Below are 12,491 nucleotides of genomic sequence, written 5' to 3' on the forward strand. Positions count from 1 at the left end.
GACGCCCGATCCTCCCCGCTTGGGGGAGGATCGGCGCGCTGCATTCCCTCAGTCCGTCCACCCGGGAGACCGTTCGTGCGCCTTTTTTCGACGATGTTGCTCGCCGCCGCGGCCGCGATCGCCACCCCCGCCGCGGGCAAGACCCCGCTCGACGGCGTCTGGCTGTTCGACAAGGCGCCGTCCTATCCCGGCGTGACGATGGTCGAACTGTCGGGCGATGGTGATCGCGCTACGGGCGCGGTGACCACGGCCTGGTACGGCAAGATGGAGATGCAGAACGTCCAACGCGACGGCGACACGGTTTCGTTCGACCTGCGCAACCTCAACGACAAGGCCCACGCCACCCGCCGCTGGACGGCCAGATTGGTGAACGGTGCGGTGGTGCTCGAAGGCGATATCTGGAGCTCGCACGTCGTGCAGAACGGCCGCCGCGGGACCGCTGCCGATGCCGCGAAGCGGGCGTTCAAGGTCGCGACGCTGCCGCCGCTCGGCACGCTTGCGCCCGATGGCCTCGCCGCCACCCCGCCGATGGGCTGGAGCAGCTGGAACAAGTTCGCCGAACATATCGACGACAAGACGATCCGCGCGATGGCCGACGCGCTCGTCTCCACCGGGCTGCGCGACGCGGGCTATACCTATGTCAACATCGACGACGGCTGGCAGGGTACGCGCGGGGCCGATGGCGTGCTGCGCCCCAATGCCAAGTTCCCCGACATGAAGGCGCTGGCCGATTATGTCCACGCGCGGGGGCTCAAGCTCGGCATTTACAGCTCGCAAGGGCCAAAGACCTGCGCCGGCTATGAGGGGAGCTACGGCCATGTCGCGCAGGATGCCAAGACCTTCGCCGGCTGGGGCATGGATTACCTCAAATACGATCTGTGCTCGGGCGAGTGGTTCTATGCCGATGCCGACACGGTGAAGCGCAGCTATTACGAAATGGGCGCTGCGCTGCGCGCGACGGGGCGGCGGATCGTCTTCTCGCTGTGCGAATATGGCCGCTTCGACGTCGGCGCCTGGGGCCGCTCGGTCGGCGGGCATCTGTGGCGCACGACGGGCGACATCACCGACGATTATCCCACCATGGCGAAGATCGGCTTCGATAAAAACGGCAATGCCGACCATGCCGGGCCGGGCGGCTGGAACGATCCCGATATGCTGGAAATCGGCAATGGCGGCATGAGCGACGACGAATATCGGTCGCACATGACGCTGTGGGCGATGTCCGCCGCGCCGCTGGTGATGGGGCACGATCTGCGCCGCACCTCCGACCATGCGCTGGCTTTGCTCAAGAATCGCGCGGTGATCGCGATCGATCAGGAGAAATTGGGGCAGCAGGGCAAGGCGGTGCGCAAGCAGGGCGAGATCGAGATCTGGCGCAAGACGCTCGCCGACGGCTCGGTCGCGCTGGCGTTGTTCAACCGCGGCACGGGCGCCGCGCGCGTCACGCTGTCCGCGGCGGATGCCGGCATGCCGATCACGGCGCTGCGCGACGTGTGGCAGGGACGCACGCTTGCCCCCGAGACGACCGACTTCGCCGTGCCGGGGCACGGCGCGGTGCTGCTAATGGCGCGCGGCGGCTAAGCGCGGCGCCGCACGCGCGGCCAGCAGAGACAGGTACAGATCGTGATAGCGCGCGGCCATCCGATCGGCTGAAAAGCGCGCCGCGACATCCGTGCGGCAGGCGACGCGGTCGACCTCACCGAGCCGACCGATCGCCGCCACTGCCTGTTCCGCGGTATCGACGACGAACCCGGTTTCGCCGTCGCGCACGAGATCGGGCATCGATCCGCGGCGGAACGCGATCACCGGCGTGCCGCAGGCGAGCGCCTCAACCACCGACAGGCCGAACGGCTCCTCGAAATCGATCAGGTGGAGCAGCGCGGCGGCGTGGCCAAGCGCCTGCAGCCGATCGACCCCGCCGAGCGGCCCGGCATACCGCACCCGATCGCCGTCGATCCACGGCGCAACCTCGCGGTCGAAATAGTCCTGATCCTGCACGATCCCGGCGATCAGCAGCCGGCGCCCGGCGGCACGCGCCACCTGGATCGCCGTCGCCGTGCCCTTGTCGGGATGGATCCGCCCGAAATAGAGCAGGTCCGCGCCGCCATCCGCCACGAACGCGAAGTCCTCGACAACGATGCCGTGCGGGATCGTCGCGGCGTAGCGCAGGTCGGGGCTGCGATCAGTCTCGCTGATCGCGACATAATGCACGTCGTGCTGATATTCCGCGAGCATCGGCAGGATACGGTCGGAGGGCATGCCGTGCAGCGTGGTGACGATCGGCGTGGCGATCAGCCGGCTGAACGCGAGCGGCACGAAATCGGCCTGGTTGTGGATGAGGTCGAACGCGCCGGCTTGCTCCATGACATGCGCGACGTGGCGCATCTCCCACACCTTGGCGTCGATGCCGGGCCCGTCATTGTACGGGCTGGGCACCACGCCGGCGAGCGTAGCGCCGGTTACGCTGTCCTGCGTGGCGAACAAGGTAACGTCGATGCCGCGCGCAACCAGCGCCTCGGTCAGCAGGCTGGTGGCCAGTTCCCACGGCCCGTAATGACGCGGCGGGGTGCGCCAGGCGATCGGCGCGAGCATCGCGATGCGCAACGGACGGCTCATGCTGCGCCCCGCACATAGGATTGCACGCGCCAGCGCCCGGTGCGCACGTCGCCGGCCGGGCTCCAGCGGACGCCCGAATCGCTCAGGAAACGCGCATGGATGTGCGCGGCATGTTGCGCGAAATCGGGATAATCGACGCGGTGGTGCGCGAGCACCAGCCGCCCGCCCGGGCGCAGCGCCGCGGCCGTGTCGCGCGCGACCTGCGCCATGGCGCGCGGCGTCAGATAATAGAGGATTTCCGCCACCACCGCCGCATCATAGGTTGTGGACGGGAAGCGCGCCGGCAGCAGAACCTGCGCAACGCGCACCCCGCGCCGCTCGCCGACCGCCTTGCGCACCAGTGCCGTACCGCTTTCCGTCCCCTCCGTCGCATCGAGCCACAGTGCACGCTCGGCGAGCTTCACGCTGTTCGAGCCATTGCCGGCGGCCAGTTCCAGCACGCGCCCGATCGGACCCGCGCCCAGCCCGTGCAGGATCGCGTTCCTTTTGTGCGCCTCGTCCCGGTCGCTGAACGTCTTCCACGGATCTGCATCGCCGGCGAACTTGCCTTCGAAGCCCTGCATCGTGATCGGCCTCATCGCGACACCTGTCGATAGCGTTCGACCGGGTGCGAGAAGGCGGCGAGCTCGGACCGGGAAATGGTGAAGCCCGCCGGATCGTCGTGAATCCGGCCCATCTGCGTGAAGTAGCGGCGGATCGTGCCGCGCTTCGCCGCGGTCGTCACGCCGAGCCGGAGCGCATGGGTCGCGGGGCGCGAGCGGCTGTGCCGGTTGGGCCAGACGAGATATTCGAGATGCCGCGTCGACCGGCCGAACGCCTGCGCCGCCTGCGCCGTGATGCGGTGATCGGGATGATCGTCGTCGCGCGCCGGGCTGAGCAGCAGATCCACGCCGCGGGCTTGCGCGATCGCCCTCCGCAATGGCCGCAGGGCACGATCGGGCAGGGCGCTCGTCCTGCCATCGGGCAAGCCGACAAATTGCACGGCACCCGCCGGTACACCGATCCGGGCCATCGCGCGGCGCGTCTCGCGCTGCCGCTCGGCGATCAGCCGCGCGGCCGGCCAAAGCGCGCTGTTCCGGTGCGATCCCGCGCCATCGGTGACGATCACCACGCGCACGCGCGCGCTCTGCCGCACCAGCCGGCGGATCAGCCCGTAGGCGCCGATCGTCTCGTCGTCGGGATGCGGCGCGATGACCAGTGCATCGCGCACCCGATCCAGCCCGAGCGGCATCACAGCCGCGGCACCAGCACGGCCTCTGCCGCTGCCTTGCCGACGCGCATGCGCTGCGCATCGGGCGCGGGCTGGCGCAGATAGACCATCAGATCGGTGAGCATTGCCGACAGCGGATGCGCGACGAACATGCCCTGCGCGCCGACCGCCTGTTCGGCGATCGTGATCGCGCGATCGGCGATCGCGGCCACCGCGACGCGCGCCGCGGCGACATGCGCGATCTTCTCGGGCGTCTCGCTGTCGAACCAGGCGCGCGCCGCGTGCCGCACCGCGCCCGCCGCGGCATCGGCGGCGACGTACAGGTCCGCCAGTCGCCCCGCCTGATGCGGATCGTCCGCCCTGCCCGAGCGCACGAGATGATCGCGCACCTGATCGAACAGCGCCGCCACGCCGCCGGCATGGCAGGCAACGAAGCGCAGCGCACCGCCGCTGAACCACGGCTCGCGCGGATAATCGCCGGGCGCGCCGACGACCGCGAAGCTGGCGGCCGGCGCGCCCTTCCAGCGCACGACATGCGTCTGCGAGCGCTGCATGCCGACCACGCGCCACCAGTCGCGATCGATCACCGGTGCCGAGGCGGCGAGATCGACTAGCAACAGCCGCTGCCCGTCCTCGGTATCCGCGCCGACCAGCGCGTGGCCGAGAATGCCGGCACCCGAGGCGAAACTCTTGCCACCGTGCAACAGGCCCTTTTTGACCCGCAACGGCTCGTCCGGCAGCGCCGCGTTCCACACCCCGAACGCGGCGCCCCGGTCGGCCGCTGCCGCCGCCGTGGCGGCGATGTCGGGATCGGCATAGCGCGCGACGATCTGCAGCGCATCGACATGCCCCTCGAACAGGCGCGCGAGCGGCAGATCGTGCCGCGCGACGCCGTACAGCATACGCAGCAGCGCCAGCATCTCGTCCGCCGTCGTCGGATCGCCGCGCACCGGCAACAGCGCGTGCAGCGCGGCGATCGTGCCGCGCATGCCGTCCTGATCCGGCTTGGGGCGCGCCAGGATCCTGTCGAGCGGATCGCTCATGCCGCAGCACTCCGCTCGAAGGTCAGATTGGCCAAGGCGCGTTCCGCCTCATCCAGCGTCGCAAGACGCGCGCCACCCGGTACCTCGCCAATCACGCGCATTGCGAACGCCTCGGCATTGGCCGAGGTGCGTGCCACCGCGCGGATGTGTGCAGCATCACGACCCAATGCCACCGCCAGCCGGTCGACTGCCGCCGCATCGCCCCAGGCCGCCCGCGCGCGGGCCTGCCCGCGATAGCGCCATGCTTCGTCGGCCGGATGCGCCATGGTCGGCCCGGTTGCGCCGCCGTCCAGGCCGCGCAGATGATCCGCCAGCCCCGCCGCCGCCCGGCCATGTCGGCGCGACGAGGTTTCGACGCATACCGCGGCATCGCGACGCACGCGCAGTCCCGCGGCGTGGGCGGCATCGACGAACCGTGCATCTTCCGCAGACGCGCGCGGCTCGAACCCGCCAAGCGCGCGATAGGTGCCGGCGCGCACGGCGAGGCTGGCGCCGCTGGTATAATGATGCGTGTGCGGCGCTTCCCACGGCACCGGGTCGATCGCCCGGCGCAGCGCGAACAGGCCGTCATAATAGGCCTCGACGCGGTCCTGGATCGCGCTGGGCAATTCCCCCCCGCGCACGATCCGGCCGCATACCAGGTCGGCCAAATCGAGCGCGGCGAGATTGCGCGCCACCCAGTCCGGCGCCGGGATGGAATCCGCGTCGGTGGAGAGCAGCACTGCCGCGTCGCCGCACGCGTCCAAGCCGATCGTCATCGCCTGCGCCCGCGCCCGGCCGGCATTCGGCTCGGCCGTTGCGCCGCCGGTTTTGCTGACGATGCGAAACGGCATCGACGCTGCGTGTTGGGCGACGATGTCCGCGCTGTCGTCACGGCAATCGTCGAAGAACAGGCGCAGGGTGAGGGCATCGGCCTGCGCCTGCGCGGCGATCGCCTCGAGCAGACGCGGGAGCAGGAGCGCTTCGTTGCGCACTGGCACGCAGATCGCCACCGTTATTGGGGTTAGCTGCACGGCCATCCTGTATCGTCACCCCCCGATTGCAACCGTTGCACGCGACCATTCCGATCGTTTGGCGGTATCGCCCTAGGATCGTTTAATGCCGCACCGAGGCGATAGTTCATCGCCGGCGGGCAAATCGCATCGGTGGGCGGGGCGATCGACGACGCGGCGCGCCTTAGCGCAACTGGCTGTCCTTGCTGCCGCGCCGGTTGAAGCCGGCATTGACCGGCTTGGCATCGCGCCCCGATTGGCACGCGACGCAGGTCCGCACGCCGGGCACGGCTGCGCGCCGCCGTTCGGGAATCGGCTCGCCGCATTCCTCGCAATGCGTTTCGCTCTCGCCCGCCGGCATGCGCAACCGCGCGCTGAGCACGGCATCGGCGATCGTGTCGTCGATCTGATCCTGCACCGCCCCGTCGGGGGCCCAACCGCCGGCCATGCCGCGCTCCATTCCTGTGTGATGTGAAACACTTAATGTTGCGCCCGACAATAGGTTCCGCGCCCCGCCGACTGGTAACGCACGCAACCACTTCATTTCCCTGCCCGCGCGCGGTAGGGCGGGGCGACCGCACGATCGATGCGGCTGGAGAGACGATGACGCCCGATTTCGATTTTGCGCTCGGCGAGACCGCGGACATGATCCGCGACACCACGCAGCGCTTTGCCACCGACCGGATCATGCCGCTTGCCCAGCGCATCGATGCGGAGGACTGGTTCCCGCGCGACGAACTGTGGCCGGCGATGGGCGACCTCGGGCTGCACGGGATTACCGTGGCGGAAGAGGATGGCGGGCTGGGCCTGGGCTATCTCGAACATGTCATCGCGTGCGAGGAAGTGAGCCGCGCCTCGGCCTCGGTCGGTCTCAGTTACGGCGCGCACAGCAATCTGTGCGTCAACCAGATCGCGCGCTGGGCCAACGCCGAGCAGAAGGCGAAATATCTCCCCAAGCTGATCTCGGGCGAGCATGTCGGCAGCCTGGCGATGTCCGAGGCCGGGGCGGGATCCGACGTCGTGTCGATGAAGCTCAAGGCCGAGAAGACCGATACGGGCTATGTGCTCAACGGGACCAAGTTCTGGATCACCAACGCCGCCTATGCCGACACTTTGGTCGTCTATGCCAAGACCGGTGAGGGATCGCGCGGCATCACGACCTTCCTGATCGAGAAGGATATGCCCGGCTTCTCGATCGGGCAGAAGATCGACAAGATGGGCATGCGTGGGAGCCCCACCGCCGAACTGGTGTTCGACGATTGCGAGGTGCCCGACGAGAACGTCATGGGGCCGATGAACGGCGGCGTCGGCGTGCTGATGAGCGGGCTCGATTACGAGCGCACGGTGCTGGCCGGGATCCAGCTCGGCATCATGCAGGCATGCCTCGACGTGGTCGTGCCCTATGTGCGCGAGCGCCGCCAGTTCGGCCAGCCGATCGGCAGCTTCCAGCTGATGCAGGGCAAGATCGCCGATATGTATGTCGCGCTCAATTCCGCGCGCGCCTATGTCTATGCCGTCGCCAAATCGTGCGATGCGGGCAAGACGACGCGCTTCGACGCGGCCGGCGCGATCCTGCTGGCGAGCGAGAATGCGGTGAAGGTCGCCAACGAGGCGGTGCAGGCGCTGGGCGGGGCGGGCTATACCAAGGACTGGCCGGTCGAACGCTATTTCCGCGACGCCAAGCTGCTCGATATCGGCGCGGGGACGAACGAGATCCGGCGCATGCTGATCGGGCGGGAGCTGATCGGCGCGAGCGAAAAGGTGGCGCAGTGATGATCATCGCACATCCTCCCCGGCACGGGGAGGGGGACCGTTCGCGTTCTTCACGCGAATGGTGGAGGGGGACCTCCCCAAGCGCACCGACGCCGGCCCACCCCCTCCGTCATGCTGCGCATGCCACCTCCCCGTGCCGGGGAGGATATGCGTCGTGACTGCCCCGACGCTCACGACAACCCTATCCCCCGACAGCGAGCAGTTCCATGCCAACGCGCGGCACAATCGCGCGCTCGCCGAACGCCTCCGCTCCGACGTCGCCCAGGCCGCGCTCGGCGGCACGGAAAAAGCCCGCGAGCGCCACACGGCGCGCGGCAAGCTGCTCCCGCGCGACCGTGTCGAACGCCTGCTCGATCCCGGCAGCCCGTTCCTCGAAATCGGCCAGCTCGCCGCCAATGGCCTGTATGATGACGAGGTGCCCGGCGCCGGCGTGATCGCCGGGATCGGTCGCGTCTCCGGCCGCCAGGTCATGATCCTGTGCAACGACGCGACGGTGAAGGGCGGCACCTATTACCCGCTGACGGTCAAGAAGCATTTGCGCGCGCAGGAGATCGCCGAGCAGAACATGCTGCCATGCATCTACCTGGTCGATTCGGGCGGCGCGAACCTGCCGCACCAGGCCGAGGTGTTCCCCGATCGCGATCATTTCGGCCGCATCTTCTTCAACCAGGCCAATATGTCGGCCAAGGGCATCCCGCAAATCGCCTGCGTGATGGGCAGCTGTACCGCCGGTGGCGCGTACGTGCCCGCGATGTCCGACGAGACGATCATCGTCCGCGGCCAGGGAACGATCTTTCTCGCCGGCCCGCCGCTGGTGAAGGCCGCGACCGGCGAAGTGATCTCGGCCGAGGAACTGGGCGGCGCGGACACGCACGGGCGTCGCTCGGGCGTGGTCGATCATGTCGCCGAGAATGACGAACACGCGCTGACCATTGTCCGCGACATCGTCTCGACGCTGCAGCCGCAAAAGGGCGGTGACCTCAATCTGAAGGACCCGCGCCCGCCGAAGTTCGACGCCGAGGATTTGTACGGCATCGTGCCGCAGGACGTCCGTGCGCCGTACGACGTGCACGAGATCATCGCGCGCCTCGTCGACGGCTCCGAGTTCCACGAGTTCAAGGCATTGTACGGCACCAGCCTGGTCTGCGGCTTCGCGCATATCTGGGGCATCCCGGTCGCGATCCTGGCCAATAACGGCGTGTTGTTCAGCGAGAGCGCGCAGAAGGGGGCGCATTTCATCGAGCTGGCCTGCCAGCGGCGGATCCCCTTGCTGTTCCTGCAGAACATCTCGGGCTTCATGGTCGGCGGCAAATACGAGGCGGAGGGTATCGCCAAGCATGGCGCCAAGCTGGTCACCGCAGTTGCCACCGCCACCGTGCCCAAGATCACCGTGCTGATCGGCGGCAGCTTCGGGGCGGGCAATTACGGCATGTGCGGGCGGGCATATTCGCCGCGCTTCCTGTTCAGCTGGCCCAACAGCCGGATCAGCGTGATGGGCGGCGAGCAGGCGGCCAGCGTGCTCGCCACGGTGCATCGCGATGCGGACAACTGGTCGGATCAGGAGGCAGAAGCGTTCAAGGCCCCCGTCCGCCAGAAATACGAGGACGAAGGCAATCCCTGGTACGCGACCGCGCGCCTGTGGGACGACGGCATCATCGATCCCGCGCAGACCCGCGACGTGCTCGGCCTGGCCTTCGCCGCGACCCTCAACGCCCCCATCCCCGAACGCCCCGCGTTCGGCGTGTTCCGGATGTGACGATGATCCAGTCCCTGCTGATCGCCAATCGCGGCGAGATCGCCTGCCGCATCATCCGCACTGCCCGGTCGATGGGCATCCGCACGATCGCGGTCTATTCGGACGCTGACGCCAAGGCGCTGCACGTGCGCCAGGCGGATGAGGCGGTGCATATCGGCCCGAGCCCGGCGCGCGAAAGCTATCTGGTCGGCGAGAAGATCATTGCCGTCGCGCTGCAGACCGGGGCCGAGGCGATCCACCCGGGCTACGGCTTCCTCTCCGAAAACGCCGATTTCGCGCAGGCGGTGATCGATGCCGGGCTGATCTGGGTCGGCCCCAGTCCCGACAGCATCCGCGCCATGGGCCTGAAGGATGCGGCGAAGGCGCGGATGATCGCGGCCGGCGTGCCCGTTACGCCGGGCTATCTGGGGGCCGACCAGTCGCCCGAGCGGCTTGCCGCGGAAGCGGACGCGATCGGGTATCCGGTGCTGATCAAGGCGGTCGCCGGCGGCGGCGGCAAGGGCATGCGCCGCGTCGACGATTCCGCCGATTTCGCCGACGCGCTCGTCTCGTGCCAGCGCGAGGCCGCGTCGAGCTTCGGCAATACGGATGTGCTGATCGAGAAATACATCCTCTCGCCGCGCCACATCGAAGTGCAGGTGTTCGGCGACACGCACGGCAACGTCGTCCATCTGTTCGAGCGCGATTGCAGCCTGCAGCGCCGCCACCAGAAGGTGATCGAGGAAGCCCCCGCGCCCGGCATGGACGAGATCACGCGCGCGGCGATCTGCGACGCCGCGGTCAAGGCGGCACGCGCGGTCGACTATGTCGGCGCCGGCACGATCGAGTTCATCGCCGACGCGAGCGAAGGCCTGCGCGCCGATCGCATCTGGTTCATGGAAATGAACACGCGGCTGCAGGTCGAGCACCCGGTGACCGAGGAGATCACCGGGCAGGATCTGGTCGAATGGCAGCTCCGCGTGGCGAGCGGGGAGGTGTTACCCAAGCGGCAGGACGAACTCGCGATCGACGGCTGGGCGATCGAGGCGCGGCTGTATGCCGAAAACCCAGCGAAAGGGTTCTTGCCGTCGACCGGGCAACTCACCCATTTCTGTTTGCCGTCACGCTCCAAGCGCCATCCTGTGCGGGTTGAGACCGGCTACCAGCAAGACGATGCGGTGACGCCGTTCTACGATCCCATGCTGGCGAAGCTGATCGTCCATCGTCCCAGCCGGCAAGAAGCGGCGCTGTCGTTGTCGCATAAATGTGCCGAGGTGATTTGCTGGCCAGTCCGCACCAATGCTGAGTTTTTGGTCAACGCGCTTGGACATCCAGCTTTTGTCGAAGGCGCAATCGACACCGGTTTTATCGCGCGGGAAGCAGAGTCGCTAGTGCCAAGCGGTGAGCCAAGCCAAGCCGCTTGGGAATGGGTGGCTTCCATGATGCTCGCCGAGAGTCGCGGCGAGAGCATTGGCGATCGCTACGATCTCGGTGTTTCGCCGCCTCGAGATCCATGGCGTGCGATGGTTGGCCTTCGGCTCAATACGGATCCCGCGGTGCCGGTAGTTCGCCTCACTGACGGAGAACACACTGCCTCGATAGTTGCTCACGAGGAGCCCGTGTTCGCTTCGCGATGGATCGAGCGCGTTGCGGAGGGGTGGCTCGTCAACGACATCGGCAGTTCCTTTGTTATCAACAAGGCAAGGCCAGGCGCGACTGCGTTAGGGTCTGCCGCCGACGGCGCGATTCTCTCCCCCATGCCCGGCCGCATCATCGCGGTCGATGTCGCCGCCGGCGATGCCGTCACCAAGGGCCAGAAGCTCGTCACGCTGGAAGCGATGAAGATGGAGCATAGCCTCGTCGCGCCGTTTGACGGCATGGTCGAGACGCTGGCGGCGGAGATCGGCGGGCAGGTGTCCGAAGGGGCGATGCTGGTGAAGATCGACGCCAGCGCGTAGCTTTGTTGGAAGCGGACCTAACATCCCACCCGTCACCCCGGACTTGTTCCGGGGGCCACTGTGCCGCAAACGATGTGTGCGTGGGTGGCGCGGTGGACCCCGGAACAAGTCCGGGGTGACGAATGGGGAGGGGCAGCCCCGCAAAACCCGGCTCCGCCCGGGCAAGAGGAGAAGACCATGGCCGGCCGCTTTTACGACCAATGGACCATCGGCGACACGCTCACGCACGAGATCCGCCGCACCGTCACCGAGACCGACAATCTGCTCTTCTCGACCATGACGCACAATCCGCAGCCGCTGCACCTCGACGCGGAAGCCGCCAAGGCCAGTGAGTTCGGCCGGATCCTCGTCAACGGTACCTTCACCTTCGCGCTGATGGTCGGCCTGTCGGTCGGCGACACCACCCTGGGCACGCTCGTCGCCAATCTCGGCTATGACAAGCTCGTCCATCCGAACCCGGTGTTCATCGGCGATACGATGCGCGCCGAAACCGAAGTGACCGATCTCAAGGACAGCAAGTCGCGCCCCAATGCCGGCATCGTCACCTTCACGCACCGGCTGATCAACCAGTGCGACCAGATCGTCTGCCAGTGCCTGCGCAGCGCGCTTCTGTTTCGCAAACCGGTCGGTTAAGGCTGGCGCAACCTGCGATCTGGTAGGGAATAGCGGATGATCTATACTTTATTGGCCCTGCTCGCCGTCCAGTCCGGACCTGCCACTGCACAATGCGCTCCCGGCACCCAGCACCCCGTGCTGGTCAAGATCACCGGCTTCAAGAATCGCGCCGGCCAGGTGCGCGTGCGCCTGTTCGGTGGCGCGACCTCGACCTATTTCGACAAGAAGCAGGTGCTGGTGCGCACCGAGATCGCCACGCCGCGGGGCGGCGCAGTGACGATGTGCGTCGCGGCGCCGCGGGCCGGCGTCTATGCCGTCGATGTGCGCCATGACGTCAACGGCAACGGCAAGACCGATCGTGCCGATGGCGGCGGCACCTCGGGCAATCCGGATATCGGGCTGATGGACGTGATCTTCAAACGCAAGCCGAGCCCGTCGATCACGCAGGTCCGCGTCGGCAATGGCCCGACGATCGTGCCGATCCAGCTCAAATATCTGCAGGGCGGTTCGTTCAAGCCGGTCAGCGCTGATTGACGGTTGCGCAGCGAG

At 67.7% G+C, this 12,491-nt stretch carries 12 protein-coding genes; 6 read left to right on the forward strand and 6 right to left on the reverse strand.

All coding sequences use genetic code 11. From position 1 onward, the window contains the following. Positions 1-75: 75 nt before the first annotated feature. Complete coding sequence (locus tag NV401_RS06110; RefSeq protein WP_261293501.1) at positions 76-1,581, forward strand: glycoside hydrolase family 27 protein; 1,506 nt, start codon at positions 76-78, stop codon at positions 1,579-1,581. On the opposite strand, the gene NV401_RS06115 is transcribed toward NV401_RS06110, so the two are convergent. The 6 genes from NV401_RS06115 to NV401_RS06140 form a co-directional block, all read right to left on the reverse strand. Beyond that, positions 1,561-2,616 (reverse strand): glycosyltransferase family 4 protein, encoded by a 1,056-nt coding sequence (locus NV401_RS06115; protein WP_261293502.1) that lies wholly within the window; start codon positions 2,614-2,616, stop codon positions 1,561-1,563. The genes NV401_RS06110 and NV401_RS06115 overlap by 21 nt on opposite strands. Continuing rightward, complete coding sequence (locus tag NV401_RS06120; RefSeq protein ID WP_261293503.1) at positions 2,613-3,194, reverse strand: class I SAM-dependent methyltransferase; 582 nt, start codon at positions 3,192-3,194, stop codon at positions 2,613-2,615. The genes NV401_RS06115 and NV401_RS06120 overlap by 4 nt, the downstream gene beginning before the upstream one ends. Beyond that, positions 3,191-3,847 carry a PIG-L deacetylase family protein gene (locus NV401_RS06125; protein ID WP_261293504.1) on the reverse strand — a complete coding sequence of 219 codons (657 nt, stop codon included), beginning with the start codon at positions 3,845-3,847 and terminating at the stop codon, positions 3,191-3,193. Before NV401_RS06125 ends, NV401_RS06120 begins: the two co-directional genes overlap by 4 nt. Beyond that, on the reverse strand, positions 3,847-4,869 hold the full coding sequence (locus NV401_RS06130; protein ID WP_261293505.1) for an acyl-CoA dehydrogenase family protein: 1,023 nt from the start codon (positions 4,867-4,869) through the stop codon (positions 3,847-3,849). Before NV401_RS06130 ends, NV401_RS06125 begins: the two co-directional genes overlap by 1 nt. Continuing rightward, positions 4,866-5,882, reverse strand: a complete 1,017-nt coding sequence (locus NV401_RS06135) for a glycosyltransferase (RefSeq protein ID WP_261293506.1) — start codon at positions 5,880-5,882, stop codon at positions 4,866-4,868. Before NV401_RS06135 ends, NV401_RS06130 begins: the two co-directional genes overlap by 4 nt. Before the next feature lie 163 nt (positions 5,883-6,045). Continuing rightward, complete coding sequence (locus NV401_RS06140; protein WP_261293507.1) at positions 6,046-6,309, reverse strand: DksA/TraR family C4-type zinc finger protein; 264 nt, start codon at positions 6,307-6,309, stop codon at positions 6,046-6,048. A 155-nt stretch (positions 6,310-6,464) separates the two neighbouring features. On the opposite strand from NV401_RS06140, the gene NV401_RS06145 reads away from it, so the two are divergent. From NV401_RS06145 to NV401_RS06165, 5 genes are all read left to right on the forward strand, one after another. After that, positions 6,465-7,634: an isovaleryl-CoA dehydrogenase gene (locus tag NV401_RS06145; protein ID WP_261293508.1), complete on the forward strand. Its 1,170-nt coding sequence runs from the start codon at positions 6,465-6,467 to the stop codon at positions 7,632-7,634. 154 nt (positions 7,635-7,788) lie between these two features. Next, the gene (locus tag NV401_RS06150; RefSeq protein ID WP_261293509.1) at positions 7,789-9,390 is read left to right on the forward strand and encodes a carboxyl transferase domain-containing protein; all 1,602 of its coding nucleotides are present in this window, start codon (positions 7,789-7,791) and stop codon (positions 9,388-9,390) included. 2 nt (positions 9,391-9,392) lie between these two features. After that, a complete protein-coding gene (locus NV401_RS06155) occupies positions 9,393-11,327 on the forward strand; it encodes an acetyl/propionyl/methylcrotonyl-CoA carboxylase subunit alpha (protein WP_261293510.1) in 1,935 nt (644 codons plus the stop codon). A gap of 177 nt (positions 11,328-11,504) precedes the next feature. Beyond that, entirely contained in the window at positions 11,505-11,960 is a 456-nt protein-coding gene (locus NV401_RS06160; RefSeq protein WP_261293511.1) for a MaoC family dehydratase, read from the forward strand. 36 nt (positions 11,961-11,996) lie between these two features. Then, a complete protein-coding gene (locus tag NV401_RS06165; protein ID WP_261293512.1) occupies positions 11,997-12,476 on the forward strand; it encodes a DUF2141 domain-containing protein in 480 nt (159 codons plus the stop codon). Positions 12,477-12,491: the final 15 nt, after the last annotated feature.

This window comes from Sphingomonas hylomeconis (genome assembly GCF_025370105.1).
Taxonomy (GTDB): Bacteria; Pseudomonadota; Alphaproteobacteria; order Sphingomonadales; family Sphingomonadaceae; genus Sphingomonas; species Sphingomonas hylomeconis.